This window comes from Micrococcus sp. 093350064-1 (assembly GCF_053627955.1).
Map to the genome: position 1 here is coordinate 313,087 of NZ_JBSEYU010000003.1, position 20,060 is coordinate 333,146.

At 75.0% G+C, this 20,060-nt stretch carries 17 protein-coding genes; 2 read left to right on the forward strand and 15 right to left on the reverse strand.

The features are described from left to right. Positions 1-194: 194 nt before the first annotated feature. The 14 genes from ACUW6W_RS05270 to dinB form a co-directional block, all read right to left on the reverse strand. Positions 195-980, reverse strand: a complete 786-nt coding sequence (locus ACUW6W_RS05270) for a cell division protein FtsQ/DivIB (RefSeq protein WP_223247541.1) — start codon at positions 978-980, stop codon at positions 195-197. Next, positions 977-2,464 carry a UDP-N-acetylmuramate--L-alanine ligase gene (murC, locus tag ACUW6W_RS05275; protein WP_101962590.1) on the reverse strand — a complete coding sequence of 496 codons (1,488 nt, stop codon included), beginning with the start codon at positions 2,462-2,464 and terminating at the stop codon, positions 977-979. The genes ACUW6W_RS05270 and murC overlap by 4 nt, the downstream gene beginning before the upstream one ends. Further along, positions 2,461-3,591 carry an undecaprenyldiphospho-muramoylpentapeptide beta-N-acetylglucosaminyltransferase gene (murG, locus tag ACUW6W_RS05280; protein ID WP_036314165.1) on the reverse strand — a complete coding sequence of 377 codons (1,131 nt, stop codon included), beginning with the start codon at positions 3,589-3,591 and terminating at the stop codon, positions 2,461-2,463. The genes murC and murG overlap by 4 nt, the downstream gene beginning before the upstream one ends. Next, positions 3,588-4,880: a putative lipid II flippase FtsW gene (ftsW, locus tag ACUW6W_RS05285; RefSeq protein ID WP_036314163.1), complete on the reverse strand. Its 1,293-nt coding sequence runs from the start codon at positions 4,878-4,880 to the stop codon at positions 3,588-3,590. Before ftsW ends, murG begins: the two co-directional genes overlap by 4 nt. A 44-nt stretch (positions 4,881-4,924) precedes the next feature. Beyond that, the gene (gene murD, locus ACUW6W_RS05290; RefSeq protein WP_186313169.1) at positions 4,925-6,520 is read right to left on the reverse strand and encodes a UDP-N-acetylmuramoyl-L-alanine--D-glutamate ligase; all 1,596 of its coding nucleotides are present in this window, start codon (positions 6,518-6,520) and stop codon (positions 4,925-4,927) included. Further along, the gene (mraY, locus tag ACUW6W_RS05295; protein ID WP_115260965.1) at positions 6,517-7,644 is read right to left on the reverse strand and encodes a phospho-N-acetylmuramoyl-pentapeptide-transferase; all 1,128 of its coding nucleotides are present in this window, start codon (positions 7,642-7,644) and stop codon (positions 6,517-6,519) included. The genes murD and mraY overlap by 4 nt, the downstream gene beginning before the upstream one ends. Then, positions 7,641-9,155: a UDP-N-acetylmuramoyl-tripeptide--D-alanyl-D-alanine ligase gene (locus ACUW6W_RS05300; RefSeq protein WP_122054367.1), complete on the reverse strand. Its 1,515-nt coding sequence runs from the start codon at positions 9,153-9,155 to the stop codon at positions 7,641-7,643. The genes mraY and ACUW6W_RS05300 overlap by 4 nt, the downstream gene beginning before the upstream one ends. After that, complete coding sequence (locus ACUW6W_RS05305) at positions 9,152-10,909, reverse strand: Mur ligase family protein (protein ID WP_454179900.1); 1,758 nt, start codon at positions 10,907-10,909, stop codon at positions 9,152-9,154. The genes ACUW6W_RS05300 and ACUW6W_RS05305 overlap by 4 nt, the downstream gene beginning before the upstream one ends. 38 nt (positions 10,910-10,947) lie before the next feature. Next, entirely contained in the window at positions 10,948-12,702 is a 1,755-nt protein-coding gene (locus tag ACUW6W_RS05310) for a peptidoglycan D,D-transpeptidase FtsI family protein (RefSeq protein ID WP_235186536.1), read from the reverse strand. Positions 12,703-12,770: 68 nt separating this feature from the next. Beyond that, complete coding sequence (locus tag ACUW6W_RS05315) at positions 12,771-13,340, reverse strand: hypothetical protein (protein ID WP_230297511.1); 570 nt, start codon at positions 13,338-13,340, stop codon at positions 12,771-12,773. 20 nt (positions 13,341-13,360) lie between these two features. After that, the gene (gene rsmH, locus ACUW6W_RS05320) at positions 13,361-14,356 is read right to left on the reverse strand and encodes a 16S rRNA (cytosine(1402)-N(4))-methyltransferase RsmH (protein ID WP_036336975.1); all 996 of its coding nucleotides are present in this window, start codon (positions 14,354-14,356) and stop codon (positions 13,361-13,363) included. Positions 14,357-14,498: 142 nt separating this feature from the next. After that, positions 14,499-14,930, reverse strand: coding sequence for a division/cell wall cluster transcriptional repressor MraZ (mraZ, locus tag ACUW6W_RS05325; protein ID WP_002854575.1), 432 nt, complete (start codon positions 14,928-14,930; stop codon positions 14,499-14,501). 322 nt (positions 14,931-15,252) lie between these two features. Continuing rightward, entirely contained in the window at positions 15,253-15,639 is a 387-nt protein-coding gene (locus tag ACUW6W_RS05330; RefSeq protein ID WP_036336976.1) for a DUF3040 domain-containing protein, read from the reverse strand. Between the two features lie 133 nt (positions 15,640-15,772). Continuing rightward, entirely contained in the window at positions 15,773-17,068 is a 1,296-nt protein-coding gene (gene dinB / locus ACUW6W_RS05335) for a DNA polymerase IV (RefSeq protein WP_144819695.1), read from the reverse strand. A 56-nt stretch (positions 17,069-17,124) separates the two neighbouring features. On the opposite strand from dinB, the gene ACUW6W_RS05340 reads away from it, so the two are divergent. Next, complete coding sequence (locus ACUW6W_RS05340) at positions 17,125-18,240, forward strand: polyprenyl synthetase family protein (RefSeq protein WP_098092497.1); 1,116 nt, start codon at positions 17,125-17,127, stop codon at positions 18,238-18,240. Positions 18,241-18,283: 43 nt separating this feature from the next. On the opposite strand, the gene ACUW6W_RS05345 is transcribed toward ACUW6W_RS05340, so the two are convergent. Further along, positions 18,284-18,682 carry an Rv2175c family DNA-binding protein gene (locus ACUW6W_RS05345; RefSeq protein WP_044659490.1) on the reverse strand — a complete coding sequence of 133 codons (399 nt, stop codon included), beginning with the start codon at positions 18,680-18,682 and terminating at the stop codon, positions 18,284-18,286. A 267-nt stretch (positions 18,683-18,949) separates the two neighbouring features. On the opposite strand from ACUW6W_RS05345, the gene ACUW6W_RS05350 reads away from it, so the two are divergent. Next, a complete protein-coding gene (locus tag ACUW6W_RS05350) occupies positions 18,950-20,047 on the forward strand; it encodes a LysM peptidoglycan-binding domain-containing protein (protein WP_230297513.1) in 1,098 nt (365 codons plus the stop codon). Positions 20,048-20,060: the final 13 nt, after the last annotated feature.

Consider the following 20,060-nt stretch of genomic DNA (forward strand, 5'->3'; position numbering starts at 1 on the left):
GATCCACCGTACTGGGAGGCCCGCGTCACGTGCAAAAGAAAACGGCGTTTCCACGCGGAAAAGGCGGCCTCCGCATCAACCTTCACGTGAGGCTCCAAGGACCAGCCGCCGCGGTGCTGGCACCCCGACGCGCGCGAGACCCCGCGCCCCGACCTTCACCTTCACGTTCTACTGGAGACTCCTGCGGCCCCGGTTCAGCGCGTGATCGGCCGCGTGGGCACGGAGATGTCGATCTCGGCGACGCCAGCCTCCGCGGACCCGTGCCGCTCATCCGCCAGGAACGCCTCGGCCACGGACCCCTTGAGGCCGGCGTCCTGCGCGTCGCCCCAGACCAGGGTCACCCCGCCCTCGAGCGCCAGACGGACCTGGCCCGGGCCCCGGGAGTCGGCCGTCTCGACACGATCGGCCACGGACTCCGGCAGGGCGGCCAGCACCTCGGCCACCTCGGCGCGCTCCTCCTGCACCCGCTGCGCCAGCTCCTCCGAGAACGCGGGGAGGTCCTCGCCCTCGAGCCGCTCCTCCGGCACTCCCGTCAGGACGGTGCCGTCCGCGAGCAGCAGCTGCACGCCGTCGCCGCCGTCCCGCCGGGCCCGCGCCTCGTGCTCCCGGACCACGACCTCCAGGCCGGTGGGCAGGCGGGGCACGGTCTGGACCTCGGCCACTCCGGGCAGACCGCCGGCCAGCTCGCCCACACGGCCGGCGCCGACGCGGGACAGCGGCACGCCGTACACGGGCGCCAGGCGCTCCTGGACGTCGGTGGCGGAGACATGGCGGGTGCCGGTGACCTCGACGCGGTCCACCGCGAGCACGGGCGAGAAGAACACGACCCAGCCCAGGGCGGTCAGCACCGCGAGCACCGCGGCCGCCACACCCCAGCGCGTGGCGCGGCGCCGGCGCGCGGTGCGGCCCGGGAATCGGACGACGGTGGAGGCGTCGGCCCCGGCCGGTGCGACCGGCGGCGTCCCGCGGCCGAGCCTCACGGGTGGGCGACGCCGGGCGCCGCGTCCCGGCCGAGCTCGGCCAGCAGGTCCGGACCCAGGGCGGTGACGTCCCCCGCGCCCATCGTCAGGACGACGTCGCCGGCCGTGGCGCCCGCCGCGAGCGAGCGCACCGCCTCGGCGCGGTCCTCGGCGACGACACGGTCCTCGGCGGCGCCCGTGGTGAGGCGAGAGGCGATGAGGGACGAGTCGACGCCGGGCATCGGCTCCTCCCGAGCCGCGTACACGGGCAGCACGCGCACCGCGTCCGCCCCGGAGAGGGCGGCGGCGAACTCGGCGGCGAAGTCCCGGGTGCGGGAGAACAGGTGGGGCTGGAACAGGACGTGCACGCGGGCGTCGCCGGCCACGGCACGGCCGGCGGAGACCGCGGCGGCCACCTCCGTGGGATGGTGCGCGTAGTCGTCGAAGACCCGCACGCCGCGCGCGGCGCCGCGGAACTCGAAGCGGCGGGCCGTGCCCCGGAAGGCCTCCACGCCCCGCACGGCGGCCTCGAAGGCCATGCCCGCCCGGACGGCGGCCAGGACCACGGCGGCGGCGTTCAGCGCGTTGTGCCGGCCGGGCACCTGCAGGTGCAGGGTGCGCTCCGGGCCGCCCGCCATCCGGAACGTGGCGCGCTGGCCCACTCCGGTCTCGCCCGGCTCCACCGCGAGGTCGGTGACCAGCAGGTCCGGCGCCACGCCGTCACGGGGCGCCGAGCCGTAGGTCACGACGTCGGCGGCCGCGTGCTCCCGTGCCCAGGCGGCCAGGTCCGCCGCGCCGGCGTCGTCGAGGCAGGCCACGAGGACCCCGCCCTGGGCGGCGGCCGGCAGCCCGCCCGCGAAGTCCCGGAAGACCTGGTGCACCGCCTCCTCGGTCCCGTAGTGGTCCAGGTGGTCGGCCTCCACGGTCGTGACGATCCCGATCGTGCTCGGGTAGTTCACCAGGGTGCCGTCGGACTCGTCGGCCTCCGCGATGAACCACTCGCCCTGTCCCGCCCGGGCGTTGGTGCCGAGCCCGGCGACGGCGGCGCCGACCGCGAACGTGGGGTCCCAGCCGGCGTCGGAGAAGGCCATGGCCGCCATGGAGGACGTGGTGGTCTTCCCGTGCGTGCCGGCGACGGCCAGCACCCGGTGGCCGCGCATGGCCAGGGCAAGGCCCTCGGAACGGTGCAGCACGCGCAGTCCGCGCGCCACGGCGGCGTCGTGCTCCGGGTTGCCCGGCCCCGCGATCGAGGAGGCGATCACCGTGGTGACGTCCCGGCCGAGGTGCGCCGCGTCGTAGCCGACCGTGATCCGGGCGCCGCCCGCGGCGAGCTCGCGCATCACGGGCAGGTCCTTCGCGTCGGAGCCGGACACCGCGACGCCTTGCTCCTGCAGGATGCGGGCGACCCCCGACACGCCGACGCCGCCGATCCCCAGCAGGTGCACGCGGCCCAGGTCGGCGAAGCGGCCCTCGGCCGCGGGACGGGTGCTCTCGTCTCGGCTCATCGCCGGGCTCCTTCCTGGGCGGCCGAGCGCACGAGGCCGGCCATGGTGACGTCCGCGTCCCGGACGCCGAAGCGGGCGGCCGCCTCCCCCATGCGCGCGAGACGCTCGGGGTCGGTCGCCAGCGGGATCAGCTGACGCTGCACCCATGCGCGCCCGAAGGCGTCGTCACGGACGAGCAGCGCGCCCTCCGCCTCCACCACGGGGCGGGCGTTGAGCGCCTGCTCGCCGTTGCCGATGGGCAGGGGGACGTAGACGGCGGGCAGGCCGACCGCGGACACCTCGCAGACCGTGCCGGCGCCCGAGCGGGCGACGATCAGGTCGGCGGCGGCGTAGGCCTGCTCCATGCCCGCCAGGTACTCCCGCTGGACGTAGCCGTCCCGGACCAGCAGGCTGCCGTCGTCCTCGGTGAGGGCCTTGTCCCGACCGGTCAGGTGGAACACCTGCAGACCGGCGTCCAGGAGGTCGCCCAGCGCGGCGCGCACGGTGCGGTTCACGGCCAGCGCACCCGAGCTGCCGCCGGTCACCACGACGGTGGTCCGGTCCGGGTCCAGGCCGAGGGCCTCACGGGCGGCACGGCGGGCGGCCGCCCGGTCCAGGCCGGAGATCTCGGGGCGCATCGGCATGCCCACCCAGCGGGCACCGCGGAGGCGGGTGTCCGGCAGGGCGGTGCCGACGTGCGCGGCCCGCAGGGCGCCGATGCGGTTGGCCAGGCCGGGGCGGGCGTTGGCCTCGTGGACCACCACGGGCACACCGGCCCGGAACGCGGCGAGGTACACGGGCGTGGCGACGTAGCCGCCCACGCCCACGACGACGTCGGCGCGCCGGTCCCGCAGGATCCGGGCCGCCGTGGCGACCGCGGCGCGCATGCGGGCCGGGAAGCGGACGACGTCCATCGACGGGCGGCGCGGCATCGGGACCCGGTCGATCAGGTCGAGCTCGTAGCCCGCCTCGGGGACGAGACGCGTCTCCATGCCGGAGGCGGTGCCGACCATGGTGCACTCGACGGGACCGCCGCCGTCGCCCTCCAGGGCGCGGGCGATCGCGAGCATCGGGGAGATGTGGCCGGCGGTGCCGCCGCCGGCCAGCACCACCCGCAGGGGTCCGGAGGGATGAGAGGTCTGCGTCATCGGGGCTCCTGGAGGGCGGGGGTGGGGATCACGGGGAGGGGGTCGGTGTCCGGCTCGTCCGCCTGCGGGCGGGCGTCCGGCTGCGCGGCACGGCGGCGCTCGTGACGGGCGAAGGCCAGCACGATGCCGACCGCGCTCAAGGACAGGGTGAGCGCGGAACCACCATAGGAGATGAAGGGCAGGGGGACGCCCACCACGGGGATGACCCCGGAGACCATCGCGATGTTGACGGACGCCTGACCCACCAGCCAGGCCAGGATCCCCCACGTGGACAGGCGGATGAACGTGGACGTGGTCCCGGCGGCGACGCGGTAGATGCCGATCGCCAGGCCGAGGTAGGCCAGCAGCACCACCAGCGTGCCCACGAGCCCGAGCTCCTCGCCGAGGATGGTGAAGATGAAGTCGTTCTCGGCCTCCGGGATGTAGCTCCACTTCTGGCGGGACTGGCCGAGGCCCGCGCCCCACCAGCCGCCCGAGGCCAGGGCGTACATCCCGTGCGCCGGCTGGAAGCAGGGGTCGGTGGCGTCCGAGCAGTCCCCCATCCAGGCCTGCACCCGGACCATGCGGTGCGGGGCGAGGAGGGTCAGGGCCAGGATGCCCAGCACGCTCAGCGCCAGGAAGGTGAGGAAGACCCCCCAGTGGGTGCCGGCCACATACAGCACCGTGGCCAGCACGATCGCGAGGATGATCGCGGTCCCGAGGTCGCTGCCCGCCATCACCAGGCCCAGCAGCAGCAGGCCGCCGGGCAGCACCGGGATCAGGGCGTGCCGCACCTGGGTGACGAGGCGGTGCTTGCGCTCCAGGACCGCCGCCGCCCACAGGGCCAGGGCGAGCTTGGCGGCCTCGGAGGGCTGCATCCGGAACCCGCCGATGCCCAGCCAGTTGCGATTGCCGCCCACGGTGACGCCGAGCGGGGAGAACGCGACCAGCGCGAGCAGGATCACGGCCACGCCGAACGCCGGCCAGGCGAGCGCCTTGAAGACGCGCACCGGCAGGCGCGAGAACACGAGCAGGGCCGCCACGCCCGCCACCGCCCAGGCGCTCTGGCGCAGGAACAGCGCGTACGAGCCGCCGCCGGTGCCGATCGCCTCGACGGAGGACGAGGAGAGCACCATCACGAGCCCCAGCACGGTGAGCAGGGCGGTGCAGCCGCTGATGAGCAGGACCGACAGGTCGAGGGCGCGGCGACCCTCGAGGACCCGCCACATCCGGTGCAGGAGCCGCTCCCGGTGCTCGGGGGCGTCGTCGTCCGCGCGGGGGCGGACCGGGCGGAGCTCGATCGGGGACATGGCCCTCCTCACGGGGGAAGCGAGACGGTCGGGTGGGCGGCGGGTCAGTCGGTGTCGGGGGCGGCGTCGTCGTGCACGTCCCAGCCGTGCTCGCGCATCAGCCCGGCGACGGCCTCGATGAATGCGTCGCCGCGGGCCGCGTAGGAGCGGAACTGGTCCATCGACGCCGCGGCGGGCGCCATGAGCACGGTGTCACCGGGGCGGGCCAGGCCGTCGGCCACGCGCACCGCCTCGGCCATCACGGCCGCGCCGTCGGCGGGGCCGGTGCCGTCGGCCGCGGCGAGGGGGGCGTGGACGGGGACGTCCGGGGCGTGCGCGGCCAGGGCAGCGCGCAGGGCCGAGGTGTCCCTGCCCAGGAGCACCACCGCCCGGAGCCGGTGGGCGTGCGCGGCCACCAGCTCGTGATAGGTCACGCCCTTGGGCAGGCCGCCGGCCAGCCACACCACGGAGCTGAACGCCGCCAGCGACGCGTCCGCGGCGTGCGGGTTCGTCGCCTTGGAGTCGTTGACCCACATGATGTCGCGGGAGGTGGCCACGAGCTGGATGCGGTGCTCCCCGCGGTCGTAGGAGCGCAGGCCCTCGGCCACGGCCGCGGGGCTCACCCCGACGGCCCGGGTCAGCGCCGCCGCGGCGGCCGCGTTGGCCATGGTGTGGCGCGGCGCCACCGGGCCCAGGTCGGCGCGCTCGGCCAGGGCGATCGCCTCGTGGCGCCGGTTGTCCAGGAACGCACGGTCCACGAGGATCCCGTCCACGACGCCGATGTCGGACAGGCCCGGGGTGTCCGTGGTGAAGCCGATCGCGCGGCAGCCCTCCTGGACGTCCGCGCGCTCCACGAGGGTGCGGGTCACCGGGTCCTGCTCGTTGAACACGCAGGCCACCCGCGTGTTCGCGTACACCTTGCCCTTGGCGGCGGCGTACTCCTCCATCGAGCCGTGCCAGTCCACGTGGTCCTCGGCCAGGTTCAGCACCGCCGATGACGCCGGGGCCAGGCCGTGCGTCCAGTGCAGCTGGAAGCTGGAGAGCTCGAGGGCGAGCACGTCGAAGCCCTGCGGGTCGCGGATCGCGTCGAGCACGGGGGTGCCGACGTTGCCGCAGGCCACCGCCCGACGGCCGTCCGCCCGCAGGATGGCCTCGACCATCGTCACGGTCGTCGTCTTGCCGTTCGTGCCCGTCAGGCACACCCAGTCGGCGGTCTTCCGGCCGGCGCGCTCGCGCAGCCGCCAGGCCAGTTCGACGTCGGACCAGATCGGCAGGCCCGCCGCGTGGGCGGCCATCAGCAGCGGCTGGTCCGGCCGCCAGCCCGGGGAGGTCACGACGAGGTCCGCGGCGGCGCCGTCGACCTCGGGCAGCACCTGCGTGGCCGCCCGGTCGAGCAGGACCTCGCGGACCCCCACGATCCGCAGGGTCTCGGCGCGCGCCCGGTTCTCCGGCCCGTCGTCGCCGTCCACCACCACGACGGCGGCGCCCAGCTCGGCCAGGGTGTCGGCCACGGAGAAGCCGGTGACGCCCAGGCCCGTGACGACGACACGCAGGCCGGCCCACCCCGGAGCGTCCCAGGACGTGAGGTCGGCGGTGCGGGCGGTGTCGGCGCGGGGCCGGCGCACCGGTGCGGGCGCGGCGGCGGACGCGGGGCCGGTCACGGGGTCACCCCCGCGAGGCCGCCCTGGCGGATGAGCCAGTCGCCATAGAAGATCGCGAGCCCCACGGTGACGCACATCAGGGACAGCAGCCAGAAGCGGACCACGACGGTCACCTCGGCCCAGCCCTTGAGCTCGAAGTGGTGCTGCAGCGGCGCCATGAGGAACACGCGCTTGCCGCCGGAGACCTTGAACCAGCCCACTTGGATGATGACGGAGAGCGTGATCGCGACCATGAGGCCGGCCAGCACGGCCACCAGGATCTCGGTGCGCGTGAAGATCGCGAAGCCGGCCAGGGCGCCGCCCAGGCCCAGGGAGCCGGTGTCCCCCATGAAGATCTTGGCCGGGGAGGTGTTCCACCAGAGGAAGCCCAGCAGGCTGCCCGTGAGGATCGCCGCGAGCAGGGCGAGGTCCATGGGGTCGCGGACCTCGTAGCAGCCGCGGGTGCCCTCGAGCGCGCAGGACTGGCTCGACTGGAAGAGCGATATCAGGACGTAGGCGCCCGTGATCATGGCGGTGGCGCCCGTGGCGAGCCCGTCGAGGCCATCCGTGAGGTTCACGGCATTCGTGGTGGCGGTGGTGATGAGGTTCGACCAGATCACGAACAGGATGACGCCGCTCGCGGGTCCGGCGAAGGCCAGGTCGAGCCACGGGATGTCCCGGGCGAAGGAGATCGCCGTCGAGGCGGGGGTCAGGCCCCGCTCGTCCGGGAAGTTCAGGGCGAGGACCGCGAAGGCGGTGCCGATCAGGGCCTGGAGGATGATCTTGCCGCGTGGCGTCAGGCCGAGCGAGCGCTGCTTCGTGATCTTCGTGAAGTCGTCCACGAAGCCGACGAAGGCCATGCCCACCGTGAGCAGCAGCAGGATCAGGCCGGAGGCCGTGGGCCCGCCGAAGTCGACGCCGAGCACCGCGAGCAGCCCGTGGGTGATCAGGTACGCCAGCACCAGGGAGCCGATGATGACCGCGCCGCCCATCGTGGGCGTGCCGCGCTTGGTCTTGTGGGTGGTCGGGCCGTCGTCGCGGACGAACTGGCCGTATCCGCGCTTGACGAGGAACCGGATGAACAGCGGGGTGCCGGCGGCCGAGAGGACCAGGCCGAGCACGCCGCCGATGAGCAGTCCGATCACGGTCGGGACTCCTTCGGGGAGGCGGAGGGGGCGGCGACGGCATCGGCCGTGGCGAGGCGCTCGCCGAGGGCCGCGAGCCCGACGCCGTTGGAGGACTTGACGAGGACGAGGTCGCCGGGGCGCAGGTGCTCGGCGAGGAACGCCTCGGCCTGCGCGGCGTCGTCGACGAAGTGCGCCTCCTCGCCCCAGCTGCCCTCGTTGAGCGCGCCGATGTAGAGCGGCCGGGCTCCGGCGCCCACCACCAGCAGCTGGGCGATGTTCAGGCGCACCACGGACTCGCCCACGAGGGTGTGCTCACGGACGCGGGCATCGCCGAGCTCGAGCATCTCCCCCAGGACGGCCCAGGTGCGGCGGCCGCTGGAGCGGCCGAGGGTGGCCAGCGTCCGGAGCGCGGCGCGCATGGACTCGGGGTTGGCGTTGTACGCGTCGTTGATGATCGTGACGCCGTCCGCGCGGTCGGTGCGCTCCATCCGGAAGCGGCTGGCGGGCCCGAGCCCGTCGAGACCACGGGCGATCTCGGCCGGGTCCATGCCGGCGGCGTGGGCGGCCGCGGCGGCGGCCAGCACGTTGTGCACGTGGTGCAGGCCGGTCAGTCCGGAGGCGACCGGATGCCGCACGGCGGCCTCATCCGTCCCGACCTGCAGGTCGAAGACGGGGCGCTCCTGGTCGTCGGATCGCACGTCCCGTGCGGCGACGAGTCCCGACGCGCGGCTGGCGGCCACGTCCTCGGCCGCGCGGGCGACGCCCCGCTCGTCCGCGGTGAACCAGGTGATCGGGGCGGCTGTCCGTGCCGCCATGCCGGCGACACGCTCGTCGTCGAGGTTGAGGACGGCGACGCCGTCGGGGCCGAGGGCCTCCACGAGCTCGCCCTTGGTGCGCGCGATGTTCGCCACGCCGCCGAAGCTGCCCGCATGGGCGGTGCCCACCATGAGCACGACGCCGATGTCCGGGCGCACGATGTCGCAGAGGTACGCGATGTTGCCGACGTGGTCCGCGCCCATCTCGACCACGAGGAAGCGCGTGTCCAGCTCCGCCCGGAACACCGTGAGCGGCACGCCGACCTCGCCGTTGTACGAGCCGACCGGTGCGACGGTGGGGCCCTGGGTGGCCAGCAGCGCGGCGAGCAGGTCCTTGGTGGTGGTCTTGCCGGCCGAGCCGGTGATGCCGATGACGGTGGTCGGGGAGTGCTCCCGGACGCGGCGCACGACCTCCCGGGCGAGCGCGCCCATCGCGAGCACGGCGTCCTCCACGATGATCGCCGGGTGCGCGGCGCCGTCGGGGGCGTGCGTGGCGCGCTCGGCGAGCACAGCGGCGGCGCCGGCGCCCAGCGCGGCGTCGATGAAGTCGTGGCCGTCGGCGCGCTCCCCCGGCTTCGCCACGTAGAGCGTGCCCTCGGCGGTGACCTCCCGCGAGTCGGGGGTGACGTGCACCAGCACGGTGGCGGGGTCGAGGGTGGCCGAGAGCGTGCCGGACACGGCCTCGGCGATCTGGGCTGCGGTGAGAGCGATCATGACTCGATGACCTTACCCTCGCGGACTGGGCCGGAGACCGAGGCGGAGGCCACAGCGGCACCGGCGGCCAGGGCCTCGCGCAGGGCCACCCGATCGTCCAGCGGGACGAGCTCGCCGTCGTAGTCCATCGTGGTCTCGTGCCCGCGGCCGGCCAGGAGGATGCCGTCCTGCGGCCCCGCCAGCTCCACGGCGCGGCGGATGGCCGCGGCACGGTCGGCCACCTCCTCGATCACGACCGTGCGGCCCTCCTCCCGCGCGATGCGGTCGGCCTCGGCCCGGGCGCCGGCGAGGATGTGGGCACGGATCGGGGCCGGGTCCTCCGAGTGGGGGGTGTCGTCGGTGACGATCACCACATCCGCCGCCCGGGCCGCGATCGCGCCCATCACGGGCCGCTTGTCACGGTCACGGTCACCGGCGGAGCCGAACACGATCAGGGTGCGGCCGCGCGTCCCGGCCGCCGCCCGGGCGTCGGCGAGGGAGCGCAGCGCCTGGACCATGCCGTCCGGGTTGTGCGCGAAGTCGACGACGGCGTCCGGCTCGCGGCCCACGACCTCCATCCGTCCCGGGACGGCGGCGGCCAGAGGGCCCTCGCCCGCGGGCACGTCCAGGACGGCGGCGAGCGCGTCCAGGTGCTCCTCCCCCACGGCGTGCAGCACGAGCAGGACCGCGAGGGCCGCGTTGGCCACGTTGAAGCGGCCCGGCAGACCGACGGAGGCCCGCAGCTCCCGGCCCGTGGCCGCGTGGCGCAGCGTGAAGCGATGGCCGAGGCCGTCCGGCGCGAGCTCGGCGACCTCCCAGTCCGCCCGGAGGCCGGGGTCGTGTTCGGCCAGGGCGCCCGGCGTCGGCGCGGCCGGCCCGAGGGCGAGCGTGGTGACGGGAGCGCCGGCGGCCCGGGCCATGGCGACGCCCCAGCGGGGCCCCTCGCCGCCGTCGAGCGTGATGACGGCGTGGTCGGTGCGGGCGGGGTCGAACAGACCGGCCTTGGCCGCGAAGTACTCCTGCATCGAGCCGTGCATGTCCAGGTGGTCCTGGGTCAGGTTGGTGAACCCGGCCACCGCGTAGCGCAGGCCGGCGATCCGCTGGTACGCCACGGCGTGGGAGGAGACCTCCATGACGGCGGTGTCCACCTCCTCCTCGCGCATGAGCGCCATGAGGGCGTGCAGCTGGGTGGCCTCGGGCGTGGTGAGCGTGGAGGGGACCTCCCGCTCCCCCGCGCGGATCAGGATCGTGCCCACGATGCCCGACCGGCGCCCCAGGGCCTCGAGCAGGGCGGCGGCGAGGAAGCTCGTGGTGGTCTTGCCGTTGGTGCCGGTCACGCCGAGCAGGCGCGGGCCGGCGTCGCCCCCGCCGCCGTAGACGCGGGCCGCCACGGTGCCGGCGGCGGTGCGCACGGCGTCGACCTCGAGCACCGGGACGTCGGCCAGGCCCTGCTCCGCCAAGAGCGCGCGGCCCGCCGCGTCCGTCAGGACGCCGACGGCGCCGGCCTCCAGCGCCGTGGCCGCGAACGCGGCACCGTGGGCGTGCGCCCCCGGGACGGCGACGTAGAGGTCGCCCGGGCGCACGACACGCGAGTCGAGGCTGACCCCCGTGACGCCGTCGGCCGGGGCCGCGCCGTGGACGTGGGCCGCGATCCCCGCCTCGGCCAGCGCCTGTGCGAGGGCGGGCCAGGGCGTGGCGGGGGTGTGGGAGGGCCGGAAGGCGGCGTCCTGCTGGGCCGGGGTCAGCGGCGCAGGGGGGTCGCTCGGGGTGGTCATGGGGGTGCTCCTGGGGTGCTCGGGGCCGGCGGCGTGGGTCACCACGGCCGGTCCTGTGGATCGTCCACGAAGACGCGGTAGTCGTTCGGCTCGGCTCCGGTGGCGGGCACGTCCGCCTGGCGGAGCATGTACTCCATGATCGTGGCGGCCGCGACGGACACGTCCCGGGAGCCCTGCTTGGACGGCGGCCGATGCATGGACACGGACACCACGAAGCGGGGGTCGTCGAGCGGGGCGACGGCGGTGAAGCCGAGGTTGTAGCCGTCGTACGTGCCGGTGTCGCTCGCAGCCTCGGCGGTGGAGGACTTGCCGCCCACGCGATACCCGGGGATCGCGGCGGCCTTGCTGGTGCCCTGCGTCACGACGGTCTCCATCATGCGGAGCATCTGCGCCGCCGTCTCCTCGGAGACCACGCGGTGGGGCTCCGCGGACGACTCCCAGCGCTTCTCCGCGCCGTCGCCGTCCACCGTGGCGTCGATCAGCCGGGCCGGGATCAGCACGCCGCCGTTGGCGAGGGCCTGATACATCTGGGCGGTGTGCAGGGTGGTCTGGGTGTAGCCCTGGCCGAAGGCCGTGGTCAGGCGCTGGCGGCCGTCCCACTGTTCGGGCGGGACGAGGACGCTGCCCGCCTGCTGCGGCAGGCCGAGGTCGATGGGCTGGCCGACCCCGAAGGAGCGCATGTACTCGTAGCGCTGCTCGTCCGTGATCTTCTCGGCGATCTGCACCGTGCCCGTGTTGTAGGAGCGCGCGTAGATGCCTGCGACGGTCATGTCGAACGTCGGGTGCGGGGAGAAGTCCCGGATGGTCTGCCCGTCGAAGTCCTGGCTGCTGGGGACGGTGAAGCCGTCCGTGGCGGTGACCTTCCCGGCGTCGACGGCGGCCGCGATCGGCAGCGCCTTGCCCGTGGAGCCCGGCTCGTACGGGGTGCTCATCACGGTGGAGGTGCGGAAGTTCCCCTCGGTGGCGTCGGGGTCGGCGGGGTCCACCGTGGTGGAGTCCGCCATGACGATCACGTCGCCCGTCTTCACGTCCATCACGACGGCGTTCGCCCACTCCGCGTCGTACTCGGCGGCGAGGGCGCCGAGGGTCTCCTGCGCGAACCACTGGGCGTCCTTGTCCACGGTCAGGCGCAGGTCGGCGCCGTCCACGGCCGGAACCTCCTCGAGCGGGGCGTTGGGGATGCGGATGCCGTCTGCGCCCACCTCGAACGTGCGGGTGCCCGGGGTGCCGGTCATGACGTCGTCCTGGCTGAGCTCGAGGCCCTCGAGGGCGGTGCCGTCACCGCCCATGAAGCCGATGATGCTGCCGGCGACCGACCCGTTCGGGTAGGTGCGGCGGTCCACCGCCTCGGAGAGCAGGCCCGGCACGTTGAGCGCCATGGCCTTGTCCCGGACCTCCGGGGTCACGGAGCGACGCACCACGGCGTACGGGCGGGAGCCGATGGTGGCCTCGCGCACCTCCTCCTCCGTCATGCCGAGCACCTCGGCCAGGCTGGCCAGGCGGGAGTCCACGTCCACGAGCACGGTCTCCCGGGCCTCGCGGTCCCATTCGTTGAAGTCCTTGACGAGGCGCTGGTCCACGACGATGTCGTAGCGGCGCACGCTGGCGGCCAGCACGTCGCCGTCGCGGTCCAGGATGGACCCGCGCTGCGGCAGGGTCTCCTGGTGGGTCAGGCGCTGGTCCATGGCCGCCGCGGCCTGCCCCGTGGGGTCGATGCCCTGCACGTAGACGAGCCGCAGTGCGAGCCCGCCGAGCAGGACGAAGACGAGCAGGAGAAGGATGCGGGTGCGCACGGCGGGGTGCCCGGGAGCGGGCCCGACCGTCGATCCGCCGCGGGGAAGGTGCGAGGCGGGACGGTCGATCAACGGTCGGCGGCGTCCTGGTCGGGGGCGGCGGAGGCGTCCTCGCCGCCGAGGGTGCGCGGTCCCTCGATCTCGTCCTGGCCGTCGCCGGCCGTCCCCTGGCGGACCGCGTCCGCGTCCGCCGGCGGCGCGACGTAGGTGGCGGAGATGTCGCCGTCCTGGGCCGCCTGGGCCTCGCCGCTGAACTGGCCCGTGCCCGCGTCCACGGAGGCGGTGCCGGCGGGGGCGACCATCCCGAGGGCGTCGGCGCGCGCGGCCAGGTTCTGCGGCGCCTCGAGGTGGCCCACCTGTTCGGCCAGCCGCTCATTGGTCTCGGTGACGGCCTGCTGCTCCTGGCGCAGGTCCAGGAGGGCGTACTGCCGGTTGGACATCGTGATGTTCATGACGAGCACCGCCGCGAGCGCGGCGAGCACCACGAGGACGCACAGCACGGTCACGCCGGAGCGGGATCGGGGCAGCGGGGCGGGCACCACCGAGAGCGGCGTGCGCTCCTGCGGAGTCGGCCGCGCAGGGGCGACGGGGGTCGACCCGGGGCGCAGCGACTCTGCGATCCGTGCGTGTGCGGCCATGCTCATCTCCTCGTGCAGCGTCATGCCGTGGTCCTGGACGTCCTGATCTTCTCAACCGCACGCACTCTCGCGGAGGAGGCGCGACGGTTCTCGGAGATCTCTTCTTCGGTGGGCTTCTCGGTGCCGCGGGTGAGCACCCGCACCACGGGTTCGTGCTCCTCCAGCACCACTGGGAACCCCGGGGGCGCCGTGGACGTGGCCCACGCGCTCAGGTGCCGCTTCGTGATGCGGTCTTCGAGGGAGTGGTAGCTCATCACCACGAGGCGCCCGCCCACGTGGAGGGCGTCGAGGATGGCGGGCACGGCGGCGTCGAGGATGTCGAGCTCCTCGTTCACGGCGATGCGCAGGGCCTGGAAGGTGCGCTTGGCCGGGTGCCCGCCGGTGGCCCCCGCGGCGACGGGGACGGCCGAGCGGATCACCTCGACGAGGCGGCCGGTGGTCTCGATGGGGGCCTCGGCGCGGGCCCGGACGATGGCCCGTGCGATGGGGCCGGCGAAGCGCTCCTCACCGTCGCGACGGATGATCCGGCGCAGCTCCTGCTCGTCCAGCTCCGCCACGAGCGTCGCGGCGGAGCGCTCGGCGGTGTCGTCCATGCGCATGTCCAGCGGAGCGTCGTAGGAGTAGGCGAAGCCACGCTCCCGGTCGTCCAGCTGGTAGGAGGACACGCCGAGGTCGTAGAGCGCGGCGTCGACCTTCGTGACGCCCGCGGCGGCCATGGCCTCGGGCACCCGGTCGTAGGTGCCGTGGAAGGGGATCAGACGGTCGGCGAGGGGGCCGAGGCGCTCGGCGGCCATGGCCTGGGCGTGGGCGTCGCGGTCGATGCCGATGACGCGCAGCTGGGGGAACCGCGCCAGCAGGGCCTCGGTGTGCCCGCCCATGCCCAGCGTGCCGTCGACGGCGACGGGCGTGCGGCCGGCCTCGAGCGCGGCCTGGACGGCGGGGGCGAGGAGGTCGACGACGCGGTCCCGCATCACGGGCAGGTGGCGGTCCTCGGGGCGCGGCTGGCCTGCGTCCACTCTCGACCTCCTGCTCACATCGCGGTCCTGGCGGACCTCAGGCGGGATCCCCATCCGTCCGCCGCCGCGCCTGGCCCAGGGGAAGACGGGTCAGGTGCGGCGGCGTCGGCTGGAGGTCTCGCTCGAGGTCGGGTGGTCACGGTCAGAAGACGCCGGGCAGGACGTCCTCGTCGGTCTCGGAGAAGGCGGCTTCCTGCTCGGCGAGGTAGGTGTTCCAGGACTCCGAGTCCCAGATCTCCACTCGCGTCCCCGCGCCGATCACGGTCACGTCCCGGTCCAGCCCCGCGTACTGCCGCAGCGGCGCCGGCACGGTCACCCGACCCTGCTTGTCCGGGACCTCGTCCGACGCCCCCGAGAGGAAGACGCGGATGTAGTCACGGGCCTGGCGGGAGGACAGTGGAGCCGACCTCATCTGCTCGTGGACCCGCTCGAACTCACGAGCGCTGAACACGTAGATGCAGCGCTCCTGACCCCGGGTCAGGACCAGCCCCTCCGCCAGCTCCTCGCGGAACTTGGCGGGGAGGATCAGCCGGGACTTCTCGTCGAGCCGGGGAGTGTACGTGCCCAAGAACACGGCACACCCCCTGGCTCGTCGAGCGGTCCCTCCCGACCAAGGTCGGGACCCATGCTCTCTCCTTTCCTCCACATTACCCCACTTCCCTCCACCCTCAACCCCGGAACGCGGGTCACGGCGCCACGGGCGTGTCGAGGCCCCCGGGTCCGGCGCGCCATCCCGCGGATCCCGGGACCGGTGTCGTCGTGGAGGGAAGTGGAGGACCGGTGGGCCCCGGTGGAGGGCCGCGGCGACGACGGAGCCTCGGGCAGCGGAAAGGCCCCGATCCGGAGCGGATCGGGGCCTGGAGTGGAGGATAGTGGGGGCCCGGCGGGCCAGGCGCTCAGTCGCCTCCGGCGCGCCGCTCGTCCCAGCGCCGCTCGAGGCGGCCCATGAAGTCGCCGCTCCCCTGCCGCCGCTGTGCGCCCGACCGGCGGGCCTCCGGGCCCGAGGCCCCGGAGGCGACAGCGCGGGGCCGCGTGGTCAGCAGGAAGATGCCGGCCCCGATGACGACGACGCCGAGCACGCCCAGGAGGATCGCGTGGTGGGCGACCCCGAGGACCACGACGAGCAGCCCGACCACGGCGAGGACGGCCCCGGCCACGACGCGACCCACGGGCAGCCGATGCCGCCCCGTGTCCGCCATCTGGGTGGCCAGCCGGGGGTCCTCGGTGCGCAGCTGCTGCTCCAGCTGGTCCAGCATCCGCTGCTCATGCTCTGAGAGGGGCATGGCGACTCCTTCGAACGCGGCCTCCGACACCTCCGGGACCGGGAGGGGACGCCCGCGCGTCCGACTTGCCCTCCAGGATAGGACCTGCCGCCCCACCCTAGCCAGGTGGCGACGTCGCCGGCCCCGGAACCCCTCACTCCCGATCCGGGCCTCCGGGGCCCGGCCGCGGCGCGTCCCGGCGGGCGTCGGCGCGGGCCTCGCGTCGTCCCAGCAGCGACGCCGGCCGCACGGCCGCCGTCGGGAAGCGCCGGGCGACGGCGTCCAGGGCGGCCTCGGCACCGGCCCAGTCGCCCTCCTCCGACGCCTCGTCCTCCGTCCCCCAGGCGGGACCGCCGAAGAGCGCCTCCTGGGCCGGAGGCTGATCGGCCTCGCCCCCGAGGCGCTCGGCGCGCACGCCCACGAGCCGGATCGGATGCGGCCGTTCGGCGTGCAGCTCGCGGACGAGCCGCCGCGCCGGGCCGAGGAGGTCGTGGCCCGTGGCGGTCGGCCGGGCGAGGCGGGCGGTGCGGCTGCGGACCGACCCGTCCGGCGCCTTGAGGCGGACCGTGACCGCGCCGGCGGTGACCCCCTCCGCGCGCAGCCGGGCCGCGACCCGGTGACACAGGCGCAGGACCTCCGGGTCGACGCCCGCGACGTCGACGGGGTCGACGTCGAAGGTGTGGTCCGCGCCGATGCTGCGGGCCGCCGGGCGCGGGGCGACGGGGCGCGGGTCGATGCCCCGGGCGAGCGACGCCCACTCCCGGCCGGCGGCCCCGAACGACGCCTCCAGCCGCGCGGGGTCCACCCGGGCGAGGTCGCCGATGGTCGCCACCCCCCGCCGGGCGAGCCGCTCGGCCGCCTTGGGGCCCACGCCCCACAGCCGGCCCACGGGCAGCGGATGGAGGAAGTCCAGGGTGCGCTCCGGCGGCACGATCAGCAGGCCGTCTGGCTTGGCCGCGGTGGACGCCGTCTTGGCCACGAACTTCACGGCCGAGCCGCCCACGGTGCACGGCAGCCCCAGCTCGGAGCGGACGCGCTCCCGGATCAGGTGGCCGATGTGCTCGGGCGGGCCGAGCCGGCGGCGGGCGCCGGCGACGTCGAGGAACGCCTCGTCCACGCTGAGCTGCTCCATCACGGGGGTCACGTCCGCGAACACGGCCATCACCTCGGCGGAGACGGCCCGGTAGAGCTGCTGGCGCGGCGGGATGACCACGAGCGGCGGGCACAGGGCGCGGGCGTGCGCCAGGGGCATCGCCGAGCGGATCCCGTAGGCCCGCGCCGCATACGAGGCGGAGAGCACCACGGACCGGCCGCTCGGGGCGGCGACGGCGGCGGGACGCCCCTCGAGGTCGGGCCGTTCGCGCAGCTCGACGGACAGGAAGAACGCGTCCATGTCCACGTGCAGGATCGTCGCCTCATCGCGGGGTGCAGCGGGCGCGGTCTCGGACATGGACCGAGCCTATCCGGGACCGGCGAGCCGCCGCGCGGCGCGGCTAGGGTGGGGCCATGCCCGCCGACGTCGCCGTCCCCCGCCCCCGTCCCGCCGACCAGGACCGCTTCCGCGCCGCTGTCGCCGACGCCCTCGACCGCCTGCTGGCGGAGCACCGCGAACGCGCCCGGGACGTCCACCCGCTGACGGCGCCCCTCGTGGACGCGATCGCGGACCTGACCGCGGGCGGCAAGCGCCTGCGCGCCGTCCTGGCCTGGCTCGGCTGGCGGGCGGCCGGCGGCGAGGCGGAGGACCCCCGCATCGCCGAGGCGGGCGCGGCGTTCGAGCTGTTCCAGGCCGCGGCGCTGATCCACGACGACATCCTGGACCGCTCGGACACCCGCCGCGGGATGCCCAGCGTGCACCGCCGCTTCGAGTCCCTCCACCGGGAGGCGGGCTGGCGCCACGCCGCGGAGCACTTCGGCGTCTCCGCCGCGATCCTCGCCGGCGACGTCGCCCTGGGGATGAGCGAGACGGCCTTCGCGCGCGTCCTCGCCGGCACGCCCCGGGAGGACCGGGCGCGGGCCGAGCTCGAGCGGATGCGCTTCGGCGTGATGGCGGGTCAGTACCTCGACGTGGTGGCCGAGATGGCCCCGGCGGCGCGCGACGCCCGCGAGGCCGAGGCGGCCGCCGAGGCGGTGGTGGAGCACAAGTCGGCGCGCTATTCGGCGGTGCACCCGCTCGCCCTCGGGGGGCTGCTGGCGGGGGCGGACGACGGGCTGGTGACCGCGTTCGCCCGGGTGTCGCTGCCGTTCGGCATGGCCTTCCAGTACCGCGACGACCTGCTCGGCGTGTTCGGCGATCCGGCGACCACGGGCAAGCCCGCGGGCGACGACCTGCGGGAGGGGAAGCAGACGGTGCTCATCGCCCGCGCCGTCGAGCTGCTCGCCCCGGACGAGGCCGCCGCGCTCGACGCGGACCTCGGCGACCCGGACCTCGGCGCGGACCGGGTGGCCCACTGGCAGGCCGTCCTCGAGGCGTGCGGCGCACGCCGGGCCGTCGAAGAGCGGGTCGCGGCGCTCTCGCACGAGGCGGCCGGGGCCGTGGCGGGCCTGCTCGCGCACGGCGTCCCCGAGGACGTGAGCGCCGAGCTCACGCGGCTGATCGACGCCTACACGTCGCGCCGCCACTGAGCGGCACGGACCCCGCGGGCGGATGACCGCCCGCGGGGCCGGCTCACCAGGCCAGGGCCTGGGCGCGGCGCCGGATCTCGGTCTTCCGGCCGTCCCGGAGTGCGTCGATGGGCCGGCCGGGCAACGACTCGTCCTCGGTGAACAGCCAACGGAGGGCCTCCTCGTCGGAGAAGCCGGCGTCGGCCAGCAGCACGAGCGTGCCCTGCAGGGAGTCGAGCACGCCGGTCTCGGTGAGGAACAGGGCCGGCACGGACCGCACCGCGGGCTCGGGACGACGCACGGCCAGCAGGCGGCGATCATGCACGAGGTTGTGGACGCGGGTCACGCGCTGGTCGAGGTGTTCCGCCACGTCGGGCACGGAGAGCCACTCGCCCACGAGGGCGTCGAGCTCGGCGGGGATCGCGTCAGCGGGGACCGGGGTGTCGGAGGAAGTGGTGCTCACGGGCGCCAGCCTACGTGGCCGCCGACGGGCCCGGCCCACCGCGCCCCGGACGGCATGGATCTCGGTATGGTCACGAAGATCACATTCCGATAACATCGCCGAGGCTCCACGGCCGGGCGCCGACGTCGTCGGTCGACCGCGGGGGGCCACGGGTCCCGCCCGTCACTTCCCCGTCGTGTTCCATCCGTCCGATCCGATGCCGAGGTCTGCCGTGTCCCACACCCCGTCCGCTCCCGCCGCCTGCGCTCCGTCCTGACCGGCGGCGCGGTGCCCCTGCTGCTGCTCACCGGTCTGCCCGCCCAGGCCCACGCCCAGGAGGCTGCGGTGCACACCGTGCGCCCGGGCGACACCCTCACCCGGATCTCGGCCGCCCGCGGCGTCTCCGTCGCCGACCTGCTGCGGTTCAACGGCCTGGGCCTGGAGACCGTGCTCTACCCGGGTGACGAGCTCCGCCTGACCGGCGCGGCGGCCCCGGCCCCGGCCGTCGGGACCTACACGGTGCAGCCGAACGACGGGTGGTGGATCATCGCCCGCCGCACCGGCGTCTCCGCCGCGCAGCTGCAGCGGCTCAACGGCATGAGCGCGTCGAGCATGCTCCACCCGGGCATGGTCCTGACCACGCAGCGCACGGCCGCCGCACCGAAGACCCCCGCGTCGACCGCCCCCGCGCCGGCCTCGAAGGCCCCGGCGGCCGCCGGCGAGACGGTCCGGTACACCGTGGTCTCCGGCGACTCCCTCTGGGGGATCTCCCAGCGGTTCGAGGTCTCCATCCCCCGTCTGCGCGAGCTCAACGGCCTGACGCGGGCCTCGACGCTACACCCCGGCGACGTGCTCGTGATCTCCGACGGCACCCTCGAGGTGGAGCCGGTCTCCGCCGTCCAGGCGGTCGGCGACACCTTCCTCGGCCGCACCGACGCGCCGCACGTCACGGCCTCGGCGAACGAGAACCTGCGCCTGCTGCGCTCCGTCCCGCAGCCCACCCCCGAGCAGATGCAGCAGATCGTCCGCGAGACCGCCGAGCGGATGGGCGTGGACCCCCGCCTGGCCCTGGGCCACGCGTACACCGAGTCCCGCTTCCGCATGGCCTCGGTCTCCCCCGGCAACGCCGTGGGGGCGATGCAGGTCATCCCGATCACGGGCGAGTTCGCCTCGGAGCTGGTGGGCCGCGAGCTGAACCTGCTGGACCCCTACGACAACGCGGTGGCCGGCGTCGCGTTCATCAAGTACGTGCAGGACCGCACCCCCACACTCGATGAGGGCATCGGGGCCTACTACCAGGGCCTCGGCGGGGTGCTGGACAGCGGCCTGAACCCGGAGGCACGGGACTACGTGGCCAAGGTGCGCGCCGCCATGGCGATGTTCTGATCCGCCGGCGGCG

What these genes read in the sequence shown, in the direction of transcription:
- ACUW6W_RS05300 (WP_122054367.1), bottom strand. Translation starts at nt 9,155, where the DNA reads ATGATCGCTCTCACCGCAGCCCAGATCGCCGAGGCCGTGTCCGGCACG.
- ACUW6W_RS05330 (WP_036336976.1), bottom strand. Translation starts at nt 15,639, where the DNA reads ATGCCCCTCTCAGAGCATGAGCAGCGGATGCTGGACCAGCTGGAGCAG.
- dinB (WP_144819695.1), bottom strand. Translation starts at nt 17,068, where the DNA reads ATGTCCGAGACCGCGCCCGCTGCACCCCGCGATGAGGCGACGATCCTG.
- ACUW6W_RS05305 (WP_454179900.1), bottom strand. Translation starts at nt 10,909, where the DNA reads ATGACCACCCCGAGCGACCCCCCTGCGCCGCTGACCCCGGCCCAGCAG.
- ftsW (WP_036314163.1), bottom strand. Translation starts at nt 4,880, where the DNA reads ATGTCCCCGATCGAGCTCCGCCCGGTCCGCCCCCGCGCGGACGACGAC.
- ACUW6W_RS05315 (WP_230297511.1), bottom strand. Translation starts at nt 13,340, where the DNA reads ATGGCCGCACACGCACGGATCGCAGAGTCGCTGCGCCCCGGGTCGACC.
- murG (WP_036314165.1), bottom strand. Translation starts at nt 3,591, where the DNA reads ATGACGCAGACCTCTCATCCCTCCGGACCCCTGCGGGTGGTGCTGGCC.
- murC (WP_101962590.1), bottom strand. Translation starts at nt 2,464, where the DNA reads ATGAGCCGAGACGAGAGCACCCGTCCCGCGGCCGAGGGCCGCTTCGCC.
- ACUW6W_RS05340 (WP_098092497.1), top strand. Translation starts at nt 17,125, where the DNA reads ATGCCCGCCGACGTCGCCGTCCCCCGCCCCCGTCCCGCCGACCAGGAC.